Origin of the sequence: Photobacterium pectinilyticum, from assembly GCF_024357955.1 — a bacterium.
Taxonomy (GTDB): domain Bacteria; phylum Pseudomonadota; class Gammaproteobacteria; order Enterobacterales; family Vibrionaceae; genus Photobacterium; species Photobacterium pectinilyticum.
Map to the genome: position 1 here is coordinate 28,922 of NZ_JANEYT010000031.1, position 21,544 is coordinate 50,465.

The following is a 21,544-nucleotide window of genomic DNA, read 5'->3' on the forward strand; positions in this document are numbered from 1 at the left end:
TCCTGTATTATTTTTAATAATTTTTTGTGCTTTTCATTATGAACTTTCCCTTTTAATTCTTAGCGTTTTCAACGTATAAAATATGAAATCAATTCTCATTTTTTCAATTATTGGAATAGTTCATCACATAATAAACATTGGTATTATTTCTTATACTTTGGAATCATCTCTCATATAAAGTACACCTTCCTATTGTCTGAGATAAGAGATGATATGGATGCATTCTCATAAATAAGACCAATAATAAGATTCTTAATTACCATATAATTCTCACGTCTACTATTATTTTCTTATCTAGCAATATGCTTTTTTTATTGCATATATATAAGCAGAAACCACAACATATTTTTTGGGTAAGCTAAGAGTATTAAGTGAGGAATTCGTGAGTATTTTCAATAACAAAAGCTGTATCGCGCTTCTTGCTTTGATTTCAGGAACTGTCGCAGCAGAAACAGAGCAAGCTACAAATTCTACAGAACCCAATACAAAGCCGAAGCGAGTGCAGACCTTTGGCGATCTCCTTGATCCCGACTTACCAGGAGTGCTCACCCCCAAGGGTTCATTTGTTCTTGATACCAGTTTTTCTTTTACACAAAACTCATCTAACAGGGTGTCAGTCGTCGGCTATACCGTGCTTCCTTCCCTTATTGTTGGCTTAATTGAAGCTAGCGACACGGATAGAACAACGCTGACCTTCGGCTTGACCGGTCGTTATGGTATTACCAATCGACTAGAAGTTGAAGCGCGGATCCCTTGGGTTTACCGTTATGATTCAGTATCGAAGAGAGATACGAACACTCCAGCGGAAGGCGCGACCACTACAACTTTTGATGGCAGTGATATCGGTGATATAGAAGCTGCATTCAAATATCAAATTAACATGGAAACAGCGCCTTATTGGATTGCAGGGCTCAGATTCAAAACAACGACAGGTACATCCCCCTATGATGTCCCGGCTTCGACTGAATTTGGCTTAGAAGAACTCCCCACAGGTTCAGGCTTTCCGAGTATAGAACCAAGCTTGACGATGATCATGCCAATGGATCCTGCCGTTATTTACGCCAACCTTAGTTACATCTGGAATATAGAAGATGATGTAACTACTGAGCTCGATGGGAGTTCAACCAAAAGTAAAATCGACTTAGGTGACACTATTGGCATTAGCGCAGGTATGGGTTTCGCTGTTAACCCTAAGTTTTCATTCAGCTTAGGTCTCAGCCATAGAACTATATTGAAGTCCAAGATAAATGGTTCTACGCCATCTGATTCAAAGCTGCTCCAACTTGATTCGATATCTATGGGTGCTAACTACGCGATAAACCCAGAAACCACATTGAACGTTGGTGTCAGCGCGGGCTTGACCGCGGATGCTCCTGACTTTCAGCTTACCGTTCGTGTTCCATATACCCTACGATAACCCTCGCACTCAAAAATACTGCTATTTAATAGTCTTACCCGTTGCGGGTAAGGCTATTTTCATGACTAAAGTCTAATTTTCCTCTATGCTATGACGCTACTACTATGTGTAACAGGAAAATAAAAATGTCCACGCCATTAGAGCCAAGCCAAATTGAGCAGATTCAAGGTTATGATGCCGAGAAGCGTTATAAATACTTGGTGAAAGAAGTGGTTACCAACCGCGAAATATGGATTCTGACGGATGAACATGGTTGCGTCATGCTCAATACTGATGACGAGGACTGTGTACCAGTATGGCCAAACAAAGAGTTTGCTGAATCTTGGGCTACCGGTGAGTGGGAAGAGTGCAAAGCAGAAGCTATTTCACTCAATAAATGGCATAGCCGTTGGACACATGGCATGGAAGACGATGAGCTTGCCGTGGTTATTTTCCCTAACCAGGATGAGGATGGTCTTGTGGTGTTCCCTGACGAGTTAGACTTTGAACTAAAACAGCAAGCAAAAAAGTCAGCTAACCGCTAAACCACCCCGTTGCGATCAGTTATCTGGGGCGAAATTGACATCTTTCGCCCCACTTTAAAAGGAAATTTGCCATGGAAGCACTACTCACTAAACTAAAATCACAACCTGACAACGTCTCGTTTGCTGAAGTAATGGCAATCATCGAGCAGTATTATCGTTATCAGCCAACCGCTTTTACTAACGGTTTAGGAAACGACACCCTTTTCAACAAAGCAGCTACCAATGAAGGTTCCTGCCGGATATTCGCCTTTGCCAAACTCAATCAACTTTCAGAAGCTGAAACCCTTGCTTGCTTTGGTGACTATTACCGCATCGATGTTCTGCAACACCCTGACGCGACTGATCATCAAAACATTCGCCATTTCATGAAATATGGTTGGCAAGGTATTCAATTTGACGCTGCACCATTGACTGAAAAAGCCTGTGCGTAAGAAAAAATCCACTCTGCGCCTACAGTTTTTTCTGACAATGAGAACATTTCTCGGGTGGTTTCATAAAAAATGGCGAACGTGAGGGGTTACCACAACCGTCACAAAACTTGGTTGAGCGTATCGTCAACCACGTCAACGGCACCATAAAAGCCAATAACCCAAGCATCATAGGTAGTGGGGGTTGCACATAGACAATCACAGCACCTATTACGACATTGCTTGCAATGTTGTAAGTCGGCCACAACTTGCGCTTTCTAGCGACATCTGTACCTCTCTGGAACAACATATAGCTAGCCGCAGCCATTGCGAGCCAAACAGCCGCAAAGATAATCAGTAAATCTTGTTGCATCTTTTATCTCTGAATTAACATCATCTGCGCATTCTAGCATTTCCCTTCCGATCTACGTATATCCCCTCGTGAATACAAATCGCAAAAAACAGTAAATATTCAAAGCTCAGCAAGGCAATCATTGCTCAGAAAGCAACCGAACATGGCAACGAGCTCATTTTACCGCACCACCTCTCTTAAAGGGGAAATTCCTATTTATGGGCTAGATCACATTGTAAATATACTGATTGGGAAGCACGTCACAGGATGATAATTTGCTATCAGCTTTTCGACTAGGTTCATATTGAAAACCCAGCCTTCGCCCAGATATCTTATGTATGCCGCTTGACGTTGAAGTGGTGATACCAAGGAGATCCAATGATCGCGAAGTCTTTGTTCAGAACGTGTTTTGTTCTGTTATGTGTTTTCGGACGTGGCCCTGTTGCCAATGCCGCAGTACCACAATTTGCTGATTCGGAATTTAAACTTCCATCCCCAACACAAGACACCAAGGATAACTTCCAACGCTCTCTTAGCGGTTTATTTTCAATACCTAGCTTCCGACAAGAAGCACTATGCCAGCCATATAACGAATTCGATAAACTGTACCAGCATGCTGAAGCAGCCCAGCGAGAATTGGAGCAAATGCTAACCCAAGTCAGCCTACATACTGAGGCACAACCAATTATTCCTGGTGTAAAATCTCGAGAACGCGCAGAGCTGAAGGTTGTTACCGAACTCAAGGGGCAACCAGAGATGCTGACAGACCTTGCCCGTGGCACGCTTGTTGCCAATAGCATCTCATCACTCGTTGATGCCTTTAACCAACTGAGTCGCGAAAGCACCATTGTTGAAACCAAAAATCGATTCAAACAACCGGCCTCTTCTGGCTACCGGGATTTGAAACTGCTGGTACAGCTTCCTCAAACAGGTTTAATTGCCGAAGTACAACTTCACTTAAATACTATTGCAGAGATCAAAAGTGGTCCGGAGCACGACATCTACGAAACTATTCAGCACATAGAGCGCAAAGCCAGCCAAGAACAACGGCTGTTGAATGATATCGAGGTGGCAAAAATCAAAGTACTAAGACAGGAATCTCAACAATTATACCAACAAGCTTGGCATCAATACTTGCAGCCAGAGCCTCTTGCACTGGCAAGTTAACAAAATGTTTGTAAAGGGGAGCCGCTGGCTCCCCTTTGATTTCAATCAATTGCGTCACTCTCTGTCAGCGGTCTGTTAACTCCCATCAATGCACTTTCCCAATTCATCCAGCGTTCAGATAACTTTGATAATCTAGAAAGCATAGAGTAGCTAGCAACTCAAATAAATACGTCACTTTTTCTAAGCAGGCTCTGCCCGCTGAGTTACACACTATTACGTATGATGCCTGATTTGATCGGGCAGCAAAGGAGTTGTTTGATGCATTTTAAATCTGTACTTCGAACGTGTTTTGTTCTGTTTTTCCTGACCCGTGGGTCAGCGATGGCAGCACCATTGATGGCAGTCTACTCTGGACAAGACTACGAGGTAACACCTAAGCATTCTGAAGCCAGCAAAAAGTCGTTCCAAAAAAGCCTGAGCGGACTTTATAGCATTGATAGCTGGCGCGCGGCTGATATTCAACAGCCATACACAAATTTCGAGGATTTATACAACATCGCCCCCTCAGCCCAGCAGGAGCTAGCAACCCTGATGAACGAAGTGGGCTTGATGACCGACACCAACATCGTGTTGCCGGATGTCAAATCAAGAGAACGGGCAGAGAAGAAAATTGCCACTGAGCTCAAGGGTGATGCAAGCAAGATTACCGATTTGGCCCGAGCTTCACTGGTTGCTAATGATATCCATGGTTTGGTTGATGCTTTTGAGCTAATTAGCAAAGAAGCGACAATCGTGTCAGTTAAAAACCGATTTAAAACCCCGACCGATTCTGGTTACCGTGACTTGAAATTACTGGTTCAACTGCCTGATTCCGAGCTAATTGCCGAAGTTCAGTTGCACCTAAATGCAATTTCGGACGTTAAAAACGGTGAAGAGCACAAGATTTACGAACAAATTCAGCACATTGAGCGAGCAGCACTTAGCCAGAGCCGCCCACAAAGTGAATTTGAAGCAGCGCAAATCAAAAAGCTAAGAGCCACTTCGAAGTCTCTTTACCATGATGCATGGCAACAATACCTTCAGCCTGCAAGCATCGCCGTGTAACTGTTCCCCCAGAGGCCACTTGCAACTTGGCAGTGGCCTCTACCCTCAATAACATCTACGAGTAAAACTATTTCAAGCTGTTTCAGTTTTAAGCGAGATTCTCATTATTGACTACGCTTTTATTAGGTGGCTATGGAATCTTCACTCAACTTGGGGCCAAAACAACAACGCAGCCCCTAATACAGAGACCGCGTTATGACAAATCGTTACCAACCCATCGACTTCATGCTGCAAAATCATTTAGAGCAAGCTTGTGACGCCCATTACGACGTATTACTTGAGCTAAGGGACGACAGCACAGTGGAGGGGCAATGTATCAATACCGAAGTACATCCAGATCGTTCTGAATGGCTCGTGTGTAAAACGCGCTACCAGTACACCAAGATCCGCTTAGACTTCATAACAAAAATGAAGTCGTTAACGCCGGGTTCGAGCTTTTCCGAAGTTATACCATCTACTCAAGCGATCTTCAAAAGCTAGTTCAAACGCTAATCAAGTTGTTATACAAATAAAAAAGAGCACCTCAGTGCCCTTTCTCTGTATACCAACCTACATAAATATTTGATCAACTACTTATCCAGATGGGTATTATTTATGGACCATGATTTCCAAGATCTGGATGTCTGTTTGTGTCATCGCACCATTAGCTAATGCCGACATATTGCGGATAGAGGAATCTACATCATCAGCAACGATGCCTTCGTTGCCTGTGACTCGAATTCCATCAAGTGCCATCAGCGCCGCCTTGATCGCCGCACTGGCAGATGAAGATACTTTCATCGCACAACTCGTCTTGGCACCGTCACAAATGATACCTGTAATATCACCAATCATGCTGCAAATAGCATTGCTGATATGGTTGAACCGACCGCCAAGCAGCCATGTCATGCCTGCAACCGCTCCCATGGAGGCTGTCGTTGCGCCACAAAGTGCCGATAACTTGTTCTGGTAGCTTTTAATATAAATAGCCATCAGGTGCGACATCATCAGGGCACGTACTGTCGTTTCTTGATCGGCGTTAAGGTGCTCCGCAACAACGACAACAGGCATAGTTGCTGCAATACCTTGATTGCCTGAGCCAGAGTTGCTCATTGCCGGTTTCATTGCCCCGTCCATTCGAGCATCTGAGGCTGCCGACGTACGACGTAAAATGTCAGTTAACAGACCACCAGAAAGTAGGCCTCGATCAACATTTCGCTGGAAGGTCGCACCAATTTGCAGACCGTATTTGCCTGTCAGCCCTTCTTTGGATAGCTCGTTATTCAACGAAGACGCCTGTAAGATAAAATCAATATCTTTTAACGGTGCGTGGAGAGCGAAGTCATAAATATCTTCCGCTGTCGCTTGTTCGAATATGTTTTCTTTTATCGTTGCTTGTGAAGTAGTTACCTGGTCTGCAATAAACAACGGTTGACCATTCTTCTCGATAGAAACAACCTGCGTATGGCTATCAGCAATAATCACCGTCACTGTATCGGTTGCATTGCTAACGGTAACCATAGCAAACAAGATATTGCTGACATCAGCCACACCTACCGATACCGCGCTGTTATCTAACATCTTTTTGGCTGAAGCAACGTCTTCCGAAGTAATATTTTTCAATACCTCAAGGCCAGCATCAGCATCACCCGCCAATGCGCCCACTGCCGCTGCAATTGGCAAACCGACCATTCCGGTACCCGGTACACCGACACCCATACCATTTTTCATCAAGTTAGGTGAAACAAAAGCTTCTATATAAGTAGGGATACAATTCAGTTCACGCGATGCCTTTGCAGCGGCCAAAGCAACAGAAACTGGCTCGGTACAGCCAAGTGCTGGCACAACTTCACGCTTAACAGTCTCAATAAAACCATTCCATAGATGCTTTTTCATGTTCATCACCTTCACGACATTAGTAGGGTATCAGGCTTATTAAAATGCAAATTATGGAGTCATAAGCCCTTGTCTTTATATGGTTAATGTACCGCTATCGCAGGATAAATATTTTCTTATTTTTCCTCCACTAAAGACCTTTAGTAGAAAAGTTTTCCCCATGAAAAGCATCGTGCGACATAAATCATATAATTTACTGGCCTCTGTCCAAACAAACACCCTATATGCGTTGATAACTCAAAAAATGGATATAAAAAAACGACCACATTGGGCCGCTCCTTTTGCTGGGCATTTAACTTTCCTACCACGTACCTTTCTGATCAGCTCGCCGCCTTTAGCGGTAACGGCTTGGTTGCCGATCTTTCTTCTTTTCCAAGCAGTTCATCGACAATCGTTTTCAGCAAGAACGTTTCACGTTCAATCGACATGCCTTTTTTATCACTGTTGGCAATAGTGTGCTCGTTATGGGCTATCGCATTGAAGATATTGATCCAAACCGGTTTCATTCCGTTTTTTACTTCATAATCTTCTAACTTAGTGTTGCCAAGCTGTTCATCAATAGTGCAAACATAACAGTAAGAAAGCATGTGCATGATGTCAAAATCAGGCTTATGCCATGGGCGGTATTCTTCATAGATACCAAACTCGCAGATATCTCGAATATTCTGCGCCCCCGTTTCTTCTTCCAGCTCACGGATCAAACCTTCAATAGCATCTTCACCGTCGTCAATACCACCACCGGGCAAGGTGTAGTCGTGGTAACGTTCGGTATATAACATGAGAATATTTTCACCATTAAGAATGATGCCTCGTGCCGCCTTACGATGAAACGTATTGCGCTGAAGCCCAGACGCTTCAAGACTTTGCAAATTAGGATGCACGGTTGATTTCAGTAGTCGCATGTTTATTTTCCGAACGCTTCAACAAGCGGTGAATTCTAGCTGATATACCCAAGCAACTTCAAGGTACAGGTTCAGCGCGAATATTTAAGCATGAAGTGATTTGGGGATAACTCTCAATTACCAAATCACTTAAGCATATAAGTATTCATCCGCTTTACCATCGTCAGCCCGGAGGTGTAGTCATAGAGCCTCAGCGCCGTCAGTGTAACTTGTAAGCCCAGCACAGAACGATTATATATATTTCCATTTTCACTAAATACGGTCGATATGGCTTCTTTAAGTAACTGATTTTTAGTCTTTGTCGGTAAAGAAAATTGCCATTGAGTCGCTTTGGGGGTTTCAACTTCAATCGGGCAGGGAATATGCCCGGGGTAGGTTTGCCAAGGAGTCATTAACGCCTGAGGGTAGCATTGCTGCAACCAAGCCATATATACACCATGCTTTAATGCCCATTGCGTTTCCATTGCGAACATCGCTGCAAGCACGGACTTACTGTAAAACGGCAAGCAAAAGTCCAGCTGGAAACGATCCATTTCTTCGTATGGCAATGCTAGATGATGGTGCTGATCGTTTTCCCACAAGAACAATTGATAGGCTTTTATTAGAGGTAAATGTGCATACTCCTTGAAGCTATCGATGATATTTTGCCTGAGTCGCTGCTGCAATGTTTCGCCCTGCCTAACTAAACGCGGTGGAATATATGCCATCTGCTGCTCTAAATAACAGTCAACCAACAATTCAAGGTTCTCTTGTCTGCAAGCTTCAATGATAGCTTCACCGGTATATATCTGCCCAACACATACGCTGCCACCATTCCCAGACCAGAAAAGCCGAGGACGAGCTAATTTATCATAGTATTCAAAGCTATCGGGTTGCCAGTGTATACCTAACCGTTGCTCAACAGTGAGTTCCTGGGTATCTGTCACCCGCACACTGTGAAGAGGGATATGATGATAGGCTGCGAATTGCTGACCATAGCTCGCATCCTGCGAATGGTTCCGCGAAAAATTAAGGCACTCAACTTCAGCTCCCCTTCGCTGCAGTTCAGCGGCAATTACCCGTGAATCTAACCCTCCGGATAATGTACTGACGGTCGAGCTATCCGAACCAAGGTATCTCTCAGCAGCTTGCTTGAAGCCAGCATCTAAACGCGCTATGCCTTCTTCAAGTGAACAGGAAGGGATATCGACATCAGACCATTTAAAATAACGTCTACGTTGAATACCTACAGACGACGCTTCCAGCATATTCAAATCAGAGAGTTCTAGCATCTCACCAGGACGAGAAGCAAACACTTGGTTGTAAGGCGTCTTACTCCCCAGCGAGTACCCTAAGGTTGCTATTTCTGTCTGCGCCTCTAGATTATTTTCAAGCGGGATCCCTAGCTCAGGGAACAAGCGTAAGCAGGTGCTAAATATCACGGCGCCTTGATACTGCATAAAGTAGTAAGGCCTAATCGCTAAGCTATCTGTATATATCGATAGTCGTCGGGTCCTTTTTTGGTAATGAAATACACAGAAAGTCCCCTCGGCCTCAAGCAGCGATTGCTCGAGCCGTTGGCTTTCGAGCAGCGACTGCATATCACTTTTAATGCATGAACTTAGCAATGGGTGCCCAGCCCCAACGACAAAACCCTTGTCATCATCAGCCCTCGCAGCATCACCAAAGCACTGATAATCAATCTGACTCAAAAATAGGGATGAATCAGAAAAACTATGACGAACGTCATCCTGATTGCGTGAAATGTGTCTATCTATATTGTGCTTGACCGCTTTGAGCTCTGGTGTCCAGCGGGTCGAAAAAATGCCTGCGATTATACTCATGGCCCACTCCTAATGATCTTTCCAATCAATAGAGCAATTTGTAAGCCAACAAGAACAAAATTTTAAGCCATTGAATTTATGTGTAAAATCTTTTCAACCTTTCATTGTTATTGCTAATTGCAAAGCAATAACAAAATCCCCCAAGCCACTAATAAGCTTGGGGGACTTAAAAATACCTCTGCCTTTCAAGGCTCATCAACGCTGTTAATTGAAATCAAATAGGCGCTTAAAGAAGGTTTCAACTTTTCGGACACAACCTTGCTTAAGGGTTCCCTGAGGATCCCAAGCGGGGAGGTGGGTTTGTCCCACACAGCTTTGCGATAGTACACCACGTTGATCACGGTAGTAATCAAACTCGGTAATTTGCTCAGGTGCCTGTATAACTAAAGGTTCAGGGTCACGACTTTGGATATAATCTGCATACAAACGCAGTGGTCCTGAAGATCCAGTCAGCTTGACCGCCTTATTATCATCCCTTCCCATCCAAACAGTCACCACCTCGCGGCCATCAACACCGACATACCAACTATCACGGCCTTTATCGGAAGTACCTGTTTTCCCCGCCAGACGAGAAGACGGCAACATTTCATTGAGGTACCGTCCTGTTCCTTCACTCACCACACGTTGCAAACCATACATAGTGAGCCAAGAAGCTTGCTCCGAAACTGTTTGGGTAGAAACAGGTAACGACTGATAAAGTATGTTGCCTTCATTATCCACCACTGCACCCAGTGCAGATAACTCTGATCGATGTCCGCCACTAGCAATAGTTTGGTACATCTGGGTGACCTCGACCGGTGTTAAGGTAAATGCCCCCAGCAGTATCGACGGCAACTTCGGCACTTCATTTTTATCAATACCCAGCTTTTCCATGGTACTGATCACTTCATCCAAACCAACAGCCATCCCTAAGTTCACCGTCGGGATGTTGTATGATTTTGCCAACGCAGTATAAAGTGGTACCTCACCACGATACTGCCTATCATAATTTCGTGGCGACCAGTTTTCCCCATTTTGGCCTTTTAGGGTCAACGGCCGATCTTGAAGGCTTGTGGAAAGAGAAAAGCGCTTAGGCAATTCTAACGCCGCCAAATATACCGCTGGTTTTACCACAGAGCCAATCTGACGCTTGGCATCAATGGCACGATTGAAGCCGTCGTATCCCGGTCGGGATCCCCCCACCATCGCTCGTATCTCACCACTGACTCGGTCAGCGACCACGACAGCCGTTTCAAGCTGGTCACCGGCTTTGGACTCAAGTTGCGGGATCACTTTACGCACAGACTGCTCAGCCATTTCCTGAGAGCGAGGATCCAGTGTTGTAAAGAGCCTTAGCCCCTGCCCTGCCTGATAATTCTTCACTTTTGCAGTTAGTTCACGCTGTAACTGACCAAAATACGCAGGCTGACGATTTGAAATCGTTCCTTTGTCTTGAATATCGAGCGGTTTATCTACTGCGGCAAGATAGTCATCTTGCTCCAATACCCCATTTTCGAACATTAGTTGCAGCACCAAGTCTCGGCGACGCTTAGTACGCTCAGGGTAACGCCATGGATTGTAATACGATGGGCCTTTCACCAAGCCAACCAACAGCGCTTGCTGATCAACTCGAAGTTCTGACAGCGGCAAGCCAAAGTAAAACCGGGAGCCCAACTCGAAGCCATGCACCGCATCGCGACCGCTTTGCGCCAAATATACCTGATTTAAATAGGCATCCAGAATCTGATCTTTGCTATAGCGATAGTCAATAATCAGCGCCATATACGCTTCACGCGCCTTTCGCCATAAACTGCGTTCACTGGTCAAAAACAAATTCTTGGCCAATTGCTGAGTCAGAGTACTCCCTCCCTGCACTGTCCGGCCTGCCTTGAGATTAGCAAGAAATGCCCTTGCTATTGCTGTCGGTGAAACCCCGTCGTGCTGATAAAAATCGCGATCCTCTGTTGCAATCAAAGCGTCAATCAAGGTTTCTGGCATTTCATCCATAGGGCGGTAGAGACGCTGCTCATCTGTCTGTGCTTCCAGCATCCCCAGCAGTTTAGGCTCAACTCGGATATAACCGAGCTCTCGGTTTGTCTCCGCCTCGACAATTGATTTAACCTTGGAATAATCAAAGTCAACAACAACATGCCGGGCATCTTGCTGCCCATCACGAAATTCAAAAGGGCGGCGAATAAACTCAACCTTCAACCGGCTAGTCGAATATTCCCCAGGGCGAGAGGGGTTGCTGACTTTACGGTATTTCAGCGCTTCCAGTTCGTTGATCAAATCGTCATAGCGGATCACCGCACCAGGTTGTAGTGCCAATTCACGCGCATATACAACAGAAGGTAGTTGCCACAACTGCCCCTCGAACTTTGCTGCCACTTCATCATTAATATCGACACCCATTTTGACCAACCCACAAGCGGTAAGCAGGCAGACACCCAATACGGTAAATTTCAATTTACGGTATGAACGGCGAGGCTTGCGTACGCTTTCAAGCGCTGAAGATGGCGATGATGGCTTGTTCAGTTCATTGATTTCAGAATCATTAATTTGAGGCTGATTGGACTTCTGTTGCTTGGTCATAACGTCGCTTTCGTGGCAAATTCGCGCCGACCTTACCGCAAGGTTCAGTTAAATTTGTCAGTATTTTGTCAAAGCATATTACTCCTTTAATCAAGCCGTACCGCCAGAAACGACCTAACCCCTCCTCATGTCTGGATATTACGGTCAAAATCACGCAAAATACGCGCCCCACAACTGATAGCCAAGCAGAGATGAAATGGAACGCGATTACAAACTAGAGTGCCTAATGACAATGCCACGCCATGAACTGGAAGAATTCAGCTTGCGTGTGATTGGCCGCATGGTTCCTGAAGATACGATGCAAGAAATCTTTACCTTTGAACAGGAAGAGATCGACAGCGAAGATCGCATGAAATCAGCCCAGTTTGATGCAATGCTGCGTATGACTGCTATTGCTCTTGGTGAAGTCAGTACTGCTTTCGAAGAATCAGACAATGCCAAGCAAAATACGGAACGTATGACTCGCCTTGTTCTTTGGCACTTCTATGCCATGTCCTTCAACTTGGAAGAAGCAGTCACTCTTGAGCAACACTGTGAAGAAGTGGAAAAAATATTAGTTAGCGCGCCAAAAGACGCATTTGGCTGGATTAAAGCGCTGACGGACTTGCTTCATACTTACGCTGAACTTAACGAAAAGCGTAACTGATAACCGGTATATACCTAACCATAATATCTTCACCAGCCAGAGCCGCTCGCTCTGGCTGGCGTATCGAGGCTACCCTAATGATGCCTGATGCTTGCTGATCAAGTCGTCCATCGCCTCTACAGCGCGCTGCTGAACATGATTAAAGCAATCTTCATGGCTCATTGCCTCAACCACCTCGTAATAACACTTGAGCTTTGGCTCTGTCCCTGATGGCCTAACCACGACACGAGAGCCATCATCTAGGTGATAAATCAGCACATCACTCGGCGGTAAATCTATCGGCTCTACCAATCCGTCGGCATGAATACGCTGGGATACTTTCAGGTCATCGGTAATGGCAACACCTCGTCCTGCAATCTGCGTCGGCGGCGTTGCGCGGAGTGTATCACCGATCGGTGGGGTTCCCGGCTGTAAAGCAATACTGCGCTGAGCATTGATATATAAGCCGTGCTCACGATAAATAGACTCAAGCTGATCCCACACCGTTTTCCCTTTCACGGCGAGTTCCGCAGCTAGCTGTGCGAACGCAACGAGCGCAGACAAACCGTCTTTATCCCATACGACATTACCCACGGTGTAACCGAGTGCTTCCTCATAAGCAAATAAGAACTGGCTATCTTCAGTCTGTTTCTCCATTGCAACATTCGTCAGCCACTTAAACCCGGTCAACGTCTGAAAGAAGGAGGCATCTACCGACTCAGCAATTTTCTCCAGTAACGTCGAAGAAACTATCGTCGTGCCCACCAAGTTTTGCGTCGGCCCAGCATGGGTCAACAAGTAGTGACCTAACAACACACCGACCTGATCGCCAGACAGCATTTGATAAGTGCCTTCTTCGGTTCGCACAGCGACGGCAAACCGATCCGCATCGGGATCGTTAGCACAGGCCAGCATGGCCTGGTGTTTATCGGCTTCGGCGATGACCAAATCCATCGCCCCCGGCTCTTCGGGATTAGGAAAATTAACCGTCGGGAATTGACCATCCGGCTCTCGCTGAGCAGCGACACTGTATACCTGATTAAACCCAGCATCTGCAAGAAGCGACTCGGCCAACTCGGCCCCAACACCATGCATTGCGGTATAGGCCAAGCTCATCGTTTCAGGCTCGTTATGGTTTGAAAGCAAGGCGCTATTATTGAGTGCTTTTCGATATTCGGTGTAGAAATCACCATTTAACCACACTAGCAAGCCTTCTCGTTCAGCATCATCAATTGAGTGTTCAGGCAGAGGTTCAGTGGCCGCAATATCTATCTGCTGGGCGATACCTGAATCATGTGGAGGGATTATTTGTGCGCCATTGCCCCAGTACACCTTGAACCCATTGTACGCTGGCGGGTTATGGCTAGCAGTGACAACCACGCCTGCAACAGCTTCAAGATGGCGTACACCAAAAGCAACAACAGGGGTAGGAGCCACTTTTTCGGTCAGATAAACCCGGATCCCCAAAGAGGTGAGCATTGATGCTGCATCATGAGCAAACTGACGAGAATCAGGCCGACCATCATAACCAATCACCACTCCCTTTGACGCTGACTGGGCATTTTTCTGAAGCAGATATTTTCCCAGCCCCAAAGACGTTTCTTGAATGACCAACCGATTCATCCGGTTTGGCCCAGCCCCCACAATACCGCGTAACCCCGCAGTACCAAATGCCAAACGAGCAGAAAACCTCTCCGCCAGTTCTGACTGGCGATTGGCTTCTACTAACTGTTGAAGCTCTTCTCGTGTAATAGGATCGGGATCCCGTGCTAACCATGTTGAGACTTCTGGTGACATGTCGACATTCCCAATAAATTGCCATTTGGAATAGTATAGAGCGTGCGCCACAAGGGACAATTATATCTGTCTCAAAAAGCAGACTTAACAATATGAAAAATAAGTCATTAGAAGATGCAGGGATTTATCGCAAGCATAAAAAAATCCAGCCGGTGAGGGCTGGATTTATAATTCATCACACTAGATTGTTAAATCTGAGCTGATTAATCTTCGAAGCGAGGCTTACGGTCACGCTGAGGAGCACCATGGTTACGCTCACCACGGTAGCTACCACGGTTATCACCACCACGGTTGCGGTCGAAACGACGCTCGCCTTCACGACGTGGACGACCGCCTTCGCGGTTACCGTCACGGTTACCACGGTAGCCGCCACGGTTACCATCACGGTTGCCGTCACGACGGTGCTCACGTAGTACGTCATCAGCTACAACAACAGCTTTAACTTCGTTCTGGCGAATGCGTAGTTTCTTAAGCTGAGAAGCGACTTCACTTGTCATCTTCTTAGGTAGTTGAACATACGTGTGACCAGGAGCTAGTTTAATCGCACCGATGAACTCTTTGCTTAGGCCTAGTTCGTTTGCGATAGCGCCAACGATATCTTTAACCTGAACACCTTGCTCACGGCCAACCTGAAGCTGGTAAGTATCCCAGTCAGCGTTGTTGTAAGTGCGGCGCTCACGACGTTCGCCACGCTCACCGCCACGTTCGCCACCACGGTCATCACGACGACGCTCACGACGTTGCTTCTCACGCTCGATAGCAGCGATCATTGGGTCTGGACCTTTGTAGAACAAAGGACGGTTACCCTGCTGACGCTTAAGTAGCATTGCAGCAAGTGTCGCAGCATCAACTTCGATGGTTTCTTGTAGTTTTTCTACAAGCTCAACGAATGCTTCTAGGCTAGATTCTTCTTTCTGAGCTTCTAGCTCCTGACCCAAACGGTTCAGGCGAGAAGCTGCAACAAGATCACGGTTTGGAAGTTGGATTTCTTCCATACGAGACTTAGTTACACGCTCGATTGTACGCAGCATGCGGATCTGGTTAGTACGAACCAACAAGATCGCTTTACCTGCACGTCCAGCACGGCCAGTACGACCAATACGGTGGATGTATGATTCAACATCGAATGGGATGTCGTAGTTAAACACGTGAGTAATACGCGGAACATCAAGACCACGAGCAACAACGTCAGTCGCAACTAGGATATCGATAACACCTTTTTTGATGTGATCAACAGTACGCTCACGCAGTGACTGAGGGATATCACCGTGAAGTGCTGCAGCTTTGAAACCACGAGCAGACAACCAATCAGCTAGACGCTCAGTATCCTGACGGGTACGAACGAATACGATTGATGCATCAGTCTCTTCTGTTTCAAGAAGACGCATCATTGCTTCGTCTTTCTCTACGCCTTTAACAACCCAGAACTGCTGCTCAACTTGAGAAACAGTACGGTTTTCACCAGCAACGTCAATACGCTCAGGGTTACGTAGGAAGCGGTCAACAATTTGCTTAACGATTGGAGGCATAGTTGCCGAGAACAATACGCGCTGAGCTGACACTGGTGCTTGTTCCATGATCCAAGTTACGTCATCAACAAAGCCCATTTTTAGCATTTCATCGGCTTCATCAAGTACAAACGTACTAACTTCATCAAGGTGCAGGCGGTCACGAGAGATTAAATCTTTCACACGACCTGGAGTACCAACAACAATGTGAGCACCATTTTTCAGTGCACGCATTTGATCAACGATAGATGCACCACCGTAGATCTCTAGTACTTTAAGGCCCTTGATGTTTTGACCTAGAACTTTAATTTCAGCAGCAACCTGGATTGCTAGTTCACGAGTTGGAGCCATAACAATAGCCTGAGGCTTATGCTGACCAAGATCCAACTTGTTTAGTAGAGGCAAAGAGAATGCAGCTGTTTTACCTGTACCTGTTTGTGCTTTACCTAGTGCATCAGCACCAGTAAGTAGAAGAGGAATAGACGCCGCCTGGATAGGTGTCGGCGCAACGAAGCCCATTGAGTCTAGTGCGGATAATAGTGTGTCGGCCAGTTCTAACTGACGAAATTCTGTAACAGATTCTTGCATTGGGATCCCAATAAATGATCTAACGTAAAACGGGGCCCCTAATGCTAATAAACGGTTCTGCAACAGCAACCACAAGCTTGGGCCTCGACTATAGAGGCGCGCATTGTGCGCCAATACAAGATAAAAAGCCAGAAAAAATTGAGCACTGTCACAAATTAACCTTCAAGTACCTACAATTCATACAATAAGTGCAACAGAGCATCTTTTTTAGTGAAAAACTCACTACTGATTTCATTTAAAACACGTTTCAATTAGCCCCTCCTTTTATATGCCCTCTTCTATAAACCTGATAATCAGGTAACAGGACTGGGCCGAAGCTTGGTTTTATGGGCTGAAAACTTTATAGTGTGCATGTTAACAACCTGAGATCGGGCATCATGTTTCAAGATAATCCTTTACTAGCACAGCTTAAAAAACAAATTCAGGAAACGCTTCCTAAAAAAGAAGGCAACATCAAAGCAACTGACCGTGGCTTTGGCTTTCTTGAAGTCGACAACAAGGAAAGCTACTTCATTCCACCTAACTATATGAAAAACGTTATGCACGGTGACCGTGTTATGGCCGTTATTCGTACGGAAAAGGAACGTGAGGTTGCCGAGCCACAGGAACTGATTGAACAATTCGTTACTCGCTTTATTGGACGAGTGAAGCTTATTCGTGATCGCTTGCATGTTGTTCCCGATCACCCGCAGCTGAAAGATGCCGTTAAAGCTCGCCCTGTCAAAGGCCTTAACCCAGAATTACTCAAAGAGGGTGACTGGGTTGTTGCCAACATGACACGTCACCCGCTGGTTGGTGACAACAAAACTTTCTTCTGTGAAATTAAACAAAAGATCACCGACAGTAACGACAAGATCGCGCCATGGTGGGTAACACTGGCTCGTCATGACCTACCAAAAGCTGAACCTGCACCGCAGGATAGTTGGTCGATGCTTGAAGAAGGTCTAGAACGCGAAGATCTGACCGACCTTCCTTTCATTACTATCGACGGTGAATCGACCAAAGATATGGACGATGCTATTTACACCGTTGCTAAAGGTGATGGCAGTTTTGAAATCACCATTGCCATTGCTGATCCAACGTCTTATATCGCAGTCGGTGAAAAAATGGATAAGGAAGCACGTGAGCGTGGTTTCACCATCTATTTACCGGGTCGTAATATCCCAATGCTACCTCGTGAGTTAAGTGATGAACTCTGCTCTTTACTAGAAGAAGAAAAGCGTCCAACAATTTGTTGCCGTGTCAGCATTGATAAAGACGGTGTTATCCAAGATGACATCCACTTCTTCGCTGCTTGGATAAAATCACAAGGCCGCTTGGCTTACGATCATGTCTCTGATCTGCTTGAGAATGGCAGCTGTGACCAGTGGACTCCAAACGAAACTATCCTAGAGCAAATTAAAGCGCTGCATGGTTTTGCTATTGCTCGCAGCGAATGGCGTGCGACCAATGCAGTTGTATTCCCAGATCGTCCAGACTACCGTTTCGAACTGAGTGAAGATAACGACGTTGTCGCGATTCACACCGATCCTCGCCGTACTGCCAATCGCATGATTGAAGAAGCGATGATCACTGCAAATATCTGTGCAGGTCGCGTGCTGAAAGAAAAATTCGATTTGGGTGTGTATAACTACCACAACGGTTTCAACCCAGAGAAACTGGATACGGCAATGGACTTCCTATCCAAAGCCGAGGCGCCGTTCGAAAAAGATCAACTACTGACTTTAGAAGGCTTCAGTGCACTTCGCCGGTGGCTAAATGATCAAGACAGTACTTACCTTGACAACCGCCTACGTAAGTTCCAAGCATACAGTGAAGTTGGCAATAAACCTGCCCCTCACTATGCCATGGGGTTAGATGTGTACGCGACGTGGACATCTCCAATCCGTAAATATGGCGATATGATCAACCACCGCCTACTTAAAGCGGTTATCTCAGGACAAGAACCAAGCCAAACACCAGATGACAGTGTGGGTGAAGAGATCGCGACTCACCGCCGCAACCATCGCATGGCTGAGCGCGATGTTGCCGATTGGTTGTATGTTCGTCTGCTTAAAGATGCTGTGAAGGAATCGACTGTATTTACCGCTGAGATCTTCGACATCAACCGTGCAGGCATGCGTGTTCGTCTACTGGAAAATGGCGCAGCCGCTTTCATCCCAGCCCCATTGATCATCGACAACAAAGCACGTATTGAGTGTAACGGTGAGCTGGGTATCGTGAGCATCGATAAGGAAAAAGAGTACCAACTTGGTGATCAGCTTGAAGTGACTATTGCCGAGGTACGCTCTGCGACTCGTCAACTCGTTGCAAAGCCTGTTAAACAGTTCCCGGCACCAGAAGCAGAAACAGCCCCGGCAGAGTCCGCAGAGGCTTAATCGACAACGACAATCAATCAAAGGGCCAGCACTTGCTGGCCTTTTTTGTATACTCAACATAACTTATACATAACTAGTCATACCAATCTGGATAAGTAATTGCTCAAGTATTTATGTAGGTTGGCATCATGCTCAATGGCCAAAATAAAAAGTCAGCTATGCAAAATTATAAATACGAAGAAGTACATCAACAGGTAAAACAATGGTTGGAAGACGTCGTCATCGGGCTCAACCTTTGCCCTTTTGCCGCTAAACCTAATCGTAATGAACAAATTCAGATTTTCATTTCTGAGGCGTCAAATGAAGAGGTGATACTTGAAGAAATCTATCAGCAACTTCAGAAACTGGATAGTACGCCTGTAGAAGAATTGGAAACCACCTTAGTCGTCACGCCAAACCTGTTCAGTGACTTTGCCGACTATAACCAATATCTCGATCTTATCGATGCTCTTGTATTCCAAATGGGATATCAAGGTATCTACCAAATCGCGAGCTTTCACCCTGATTACTGTTTCCACGGTACCGAACCGGATGATGCCGAGAACTTAACAAACCGATCTCCTTACCCAATTTTTCACCTTATCCGTGAAGGGAGTATGGAAAAGGTATTGAAGCACTACCCCGATCCAGAAGGTATCCCTGAACGTAATATTGAATGCGTAGAGAGCTTAACCGAAGAAGATGTAGCTCGGTTATTTCCATTTTTGAAGTAATATCAGACTCGCAGGGCTGTACAACAGCCTGGCTGGCTGGCTTTTTATCATTAATGAATACATAAAGATAAAAAAACCCGAACAAGTTGTCGGGTTTTGGTTACCAATAAACTTACTCTTCTTGCAAAAGTAAGCCAGCTATGCAGCAACGCCAATATAAATGTGGGACCTAGCTAACCCTAGCAGATCGGCGGCCAAACCATTGCTAGGCACTAAGCCCGGGAGTTGCTTGCCTAAGTGAAAACAAGCATCTTCTTATTATCTCTGAAGGTAATCATTTATACCCTACTCAAATGATTCTATCAGCCCACATTAAAATGTGAAACCATAAAGAAGGTATAAACACCTAAAATTCATTATTTATTCAAAAAAACCTTTTGCGTATTCTGAAAGTAATAAGTGACAAATTTGTAGGCTAGTAAACTGATAGGTAAGATAATTTACTTAATAAAAGTTCACTTTATAAAATGAAAGTGACCAGTATTTCTGATCACTTTAATCTCTAAAAAGTGGTCAATTACTTGTTTGACCCTTCCTTCATCTCTTTTTTCAATTTCGTACACTCATAGGCGGGAATAGCCGTTACACCCAGTATCTTCCCTTCATACATACATATGATTTGTGGTGTTGAGACAGTACTACCACCACTGTGACCAGAGGAAGAGTTGGCAAAAGTAAAGCTAGAGAAAGCAAGCATCATCAGAACAAACATTTTTTTCATTAGAAGCCTCCACGAGTTACGGTTTATTTACAACGAAAACCAACTCTAAAAGCGTAGCAGGTAATAACTGAAGTAAAAGCGGCGTGCTACTTCTAGCCCTAGATATAACGCCCCACGTTTTATTTATGAGAATCACTATTACGAAAGAAAGATAACTTCTTATGTCTTAATGACAAAAAAAACGGATGCCTTGGCATCCGGTTTCAATTTTTTCATGATATAGGGTTAACCGTTTATGTATTACCCTTTCACACCACCTGAAGTCAGGCCACCCACCAAGAATTTCTGGGCCAACAAGAATACTGTCGTGATTGGAATCGCTGACAATACTGCTGCGGCTGCAAAGTCACCCCATAGATAGTTCTGCGGGTACAGGTACTGCTGCATACCAACAGCTAATGTATAGTTGTTAACATCAGTCAATAGCAGTGACGCTACCGGCACTTCGGTTACCACACCGATGAACGATAGGATGAACACCACAGCAAGAATTGGCACGGAAAGTGGCAACAATACCAAGCGGAATGCCTGCCACGGTGTTGCGCCATCCAAGGCTGCAGCTTCTTCTAACGAGCCATCAATCGTTTCAAAATACCCTTTGATTGTCCATACATGCAGTGCAATACCACCAAGGTAAGAGAAAATCAGGCCACCGTGGGTATTAAGCCCCAAGAATGGAATATACTGGCCTAAACGGTCAAACAAGGCATAAAGAGCAACCAGAGCAAGTACTGCTGGGAACATTTGGAAAATCATCATCCCTTTCAAGATGGTGCTCTTGCCTTTGAAGCGCATACGGGCGAACGCATAAGCACTGGTTGTCGACAGAGCAACAATGATTACCGAGGTAATGCCTGCCACTTTCACCGTGTTCCACAGCCATAAAAGTACTGGGAATGGTGGTGGTGTTACGCTTCCGTCGCTGTTTGTCACCGAGAAGCCCAAGGCTAAACGCCAGTGATCAAGCGTTGGATTGCTTGGAATTAGCTCACCACCAGCAAAGTTACCTTCACGCAGCGAGATAGCAACAATCATCAATAAAGGGAAAATCGTTGCCGCTAGGAACAAGCACAATCCAATGTGTGTTGCCCATACCCGATATTTTAATGACTTAGGTTGAACCATTGGCATG

At 45.3% G+C, this 21,544-nt stretch carries 17 protein-coding genes; 9 read left to right on the forward strand and 8 right to left on the reverse strand.

Annotated features, from left to right (window positions below; translation table 11 throughout):
* The first annotated feature begins 382 nt into the window (after positions 1 to 382).
* From NHN17_RS14175 to NHN17_RS14200, 6 genes are all read left to right on the forward strand, one after another.
* A complete protein-coding gene (locus NHN17_RS14175) occupies positions 383 to 1,417 on the forward strand; it encodes a transporter (RefSeq protein ID WP_255043222.1) in 1,035 nt (344 codons plus the stop codon).
* A gap of 125 nt (positions 1,418 to 1,542) precedes the next feature.
* On the forward strand, positions 1,543 to 1,941 hold the full coding sequence (locus NHN17_RS14180; RefSeq protein WP_255043223.1) for a DUF2750 domain-containing protein: 399 nt from the start codon (positions 1,543 to 1,545) through the stop codon (positions 1,939 to 1,941).
* Positions 1,942 to 2,012: 71 nt separating this feature from the next.
* A complete protein-coding gene (locus tag NHN17_RS14185; protein WP_255043224.1) occupies positions 2,013 to 2,372 on the forward strand; it encodes a HopJ type III effector protein in 360 nt (119 codons plus the stop codon).
* Positions 2,373 to 3,078: 706 nt separating this feature from the next.
* The gene (locus NHN17_RS14190) at positions 3,079 to 3,867 is read left to right on the forward strand and encodes a phosphoribosylglycinamide formyltransferase (RefSeq protein WP_255043225.1); all 789 of its coding nucleotides are present in this window, start codon (positions 3,079 to 3,081) and stop codon (positions 3,865 to 3,867) included.
* Positions 3,868 to 4,125: 258 nt separating this feature from the next.
* Positions 4,126 to 4,911 (forward strand): RelA/SpoT domain-containing protein, encoded by a 786-nt coding sequence (locus NHN17_RS14195; RefSeq protein WP_255043226.1) that lies wholly within the window; start codon positions 4,126 to 4,128, stop codon positions 4,909 to 4,911.
* Positions 4,912 to 5,106: 195 nt separating this feature from the next.
* The gene (locus NHN17_RS14200; RefSeq protein ID WP_255043227.1) at positions 5,107 to 5,391 is read left to right on the forward strand and encodes a Rho-binding antiterminator; all 285 of its coding nucleotides are present in this window, start codon (positions 5,107 to 5,109) and stop codon (positions 5,389 to 5,391) included.
* A 108-nt stretch (positions 5,392 to 5,499) separates the two neighbouring features.
* On the opposite strand, the gene NHN17_RS14205 is transcribed toward NHN17_RS14200, so the two are convergent.
* The 4 genes from NHN17_RS14205 to mrcB all read right to left on the reverse strand — a co-directional run bounded on the left by NHN17_RS14205 (position 5,500) and on the right by mrcB (position 12,082).
* A complete protein-coding gene (locus NHN17_RS14205) occupies positions 5,500 to 6,786 on the reverse strand; it encodes an L-cysteine desulfidase family protein (RefSeq protein ID WP_255043228.1) in 1,287 nt (428 codons plus the stop codon).
* A gap of 320 nt (positions 6,787 to 7,106) precedes the next feature.
* The gene (locus NHN17_RS14210; protein ID WP_255043229.1) at positions 7,107 to 7,688 is read right to left on the reverse strand and encodes an NUDIX hydrolase; all 582 of its coding nucleotides are present in this window, start codon (positions 7,686 to 7,688) and stop codon (positions 7,107 to 7,109) included.
* A gap of 125 nt (positions 7,689 to 7,813) precedes the next feature.
* Positions 7,814 to 9,511, reverse strand: coding sequence for an asparagine synthase-related protein (locus tag NHN17_RS14215; RefSeq protein WP_255043230.1), 1,698 nt, complete (start codon positions 9,509 to 9,511; stop codon positions 7,814 to 7,816).
* 204 nt (positions 9,512 to 9,715) lie between these two features.
* A complete protein-coding gene (mrcB, locus tag NHN17_RS14220; RefSeq protein WP_255043231.1) occupies positions 9,716 to 12,082 on the reverse strand; it encodes a penicillin-binding protein 1B in 2,367 nt (788 codons plus the stop codon).
* 196 nt (positions 12,083 to 12,278) lie between these two features.
* Between mrcB and NHN17_RS14225 the strand changes: the two genes are divergently transcribed.
* Entirely contained in the window at positions 12,279 to 12,728 is a 450-nt protein-coding gene (locus NHN17_RS14225; protein WP_255043232.1) for an exoribonuclease R, read from the forward strand.
* Between the two features lie 69 nt (positions 12,729 to 12,797).
* Here NHN17_RS14225 and NHN17_RS14230 read toward each other — a convergent pair whose 3' ends face one another.
* Both NHN17_RS14230 and NHN17_RS14235 read right to left on the reverse strand, forming a co-directional pair.
* Complete coding sequence (locus NHN17_RS14230; protein WP_255043233.1) at positions 12,798 to 14,504, reverse strand: phospho-sugar mutase; 1,707 nt, start codon at positions 14,502 to 14,504, stop codon at positions 12,798 to 12,800.
* Between the two features lie 203 nt (positions 14,505 to 14,707).
* Complete coding sequence (locus tag NHN17_RS14235) at positions 14,708 to 16,600, reverse strand: DEAD/DEAH box helicase (RefSeq protein WP_255043234.1); 1,893 nt, start codon at positions 16,598 to 16,600, stop codon at positions 14,708 to 14,710.
* Positions 16,601 to 16,977: 377 nt separating this feature from the next.
* Here NHN17_RS14235 and NHN17_RS14240 point away from each other — a divergent pair, with 377 nt between their 5' ends.
* Both NHN17_RS14240 and NHN17_RS14245 read left to right on the forward strand, forming a co-directional pair.
* A complete protein-coding gene (locus NHN17_RS14240) occupies positions 16,978 to 18,978 on the forward strand; it encodes an exoribonuclease II (RefSeq protein WP_255043235.1) in 2,001 nt (666 codons plus the stop codon).
* Between the two features lie 158 nt (positions 18,979 to 19,136).
* A complete protein-coding gene (locus NHN17_RS14245) occupies positions 19,137 to 19,691 on the forward strand; it encodes a DUF1415 domain-containing protein (RefSeq protein WP_255043236.1) in 555 nt (184 codons plus the stop codon).
* Between the two features lie 517 nt (positions 19,692 to 20,208).
* Here the strand turns inward: NHN17_RS14245 and NHN17_RS14250 are convergent.
* Positions 20,209 to 20,412 carry a hypothetical protein gene (locus NHN17_RS14250; RefSeq protein ID WP_255043237.1) on the reverse strand — a complete coding sequence of 68 codons (204 nt, stop codon included), beginning with the start codon at positions 20,410 to 20,412 and terminating at the stop codon, positions 20,209 to 20,211.
* A gap of 240 nt (positions 20,413 to 20,652) precedes the next feature.
* The gene (gene malG / locus NHN17_RS14255) at positions 20,653 to 21,543 is read right to left on the reverse strand and encodes a maltose ABC transporter permease MalG (protein ID WP_107349021.1); all 891 of its coding nucleotides are present in this window, start codon (positions 21,541 to 21,543) and stop codon (positions 20,653 to 20,655) included.
* Between the last annotated feature and the right edge of the window lies 1 nt (position 21,544).

Coding starts and splice junctions, on each gene's coding strand:
- NHN17_RS14180 (WP_255043223.1), top strand. CDS start 1,543: ATGTCCACGCCATTAGAGCCAAGCCAAATTGAGCAGATTCAAGGTTAT.
- NHN17_RS14185 (WP_255043224.1), top strand. CDS start 2,013: ATGGAAGCACTACTCACTAAACTAAAATCACAACCTGACAACGTCTCG.
- NHN17_RS14190 (WP_255043225.1), top strand. CDS start 3,079: ATGATCGCGAAGTCTTTGTTCAGAACGTGTTTTGTTCTGTTATGTGTT.
- NHN17_RS14195 (WP_255043226.1), top strand. CDS start 4,126: ATGCATTTTAAATCTGTACTTCGAACGTGTTTTGTTCTGTTTTTCCTG.
- NHN17_RS14200 (WP_255043227.1), top strand. CDS start 5,107: ATGACAAATCGTTACCAACCCATCGACTTCATGCTGCAAAATCATTTA.
- NHN17_RS14205 (WP_255043228.1), bottom strand. CDS start 6,786: ATGAAAAAGCATCTATGGAATGGTTTTATTGAGACTGTTAAGCGTGAA.
- NHN17_RS14210 (WP_255043229.1), bottom strand. CDS start 7,688: ATGCGACTACTGAAATCAACCGTGCATCCTAATTTGCAAAGTCTTGAA.
- NHN17_RS14215 (WP_255043230.1), bottom strand. CDS start 9,511: ATGAGTATAATCGCAGGCATTTTTTCGACCCGCTGGACACCAGAGCTC.
- mrcB (WP_255043231.1), bottom strand. CDS start 12,082: ATGACCAAGCAACAGAAGTCCAATCAGCCTCAAATTAATGATTCTGAA.
- NHN17_RS14225 (WP_255043232.1), top strand. CDS start 12,279: ATGGAACGCGATTACAAACTAGAGTGCCTAATGACAATGCCACGCCAT.
- NHN17_RS14230 (WP_255043233.1), bottom strand. CDS start 14,504: ATGTCACCAGAAGTCTCAACATGGTTAGCACGGGATCCCGATCCTATT.
- NHN17_RS14235 (WP_255043234.1), bottom strand. CDS start 16,600: ATGCAAGAATCTGTTACAGAATTTCGTCAGTTAGAACTGGCCGACACA.
- NHN17_RS14240 (WP_255043235.1), top strand. CDS start 16,978: ATGTTTCAAGATAATCCTTTACTAGCACAGCTTAAAAAACAAATTCAG.
- NHN17_RS14245 (WP_255043236.1), top strand. CDS start 19,137: ATGCAAAATTATAAATACGAAGAAGTACATCAACAGGTAAAACAATGG.
- NHN17_RS14250 (WP_255043237.1), bottom strand. CDS start 20,412: ATGAAAAAAATGTTTGTTCTGATGATGCTTGCTTTCTCTAGCTTTACT.
- malG (WP_107349021.1), bottom strand. CDS start 21,543: ATGCCAATGGTTCAACCTAAGTCATTAAAATATCGGGTATGGGCAACA.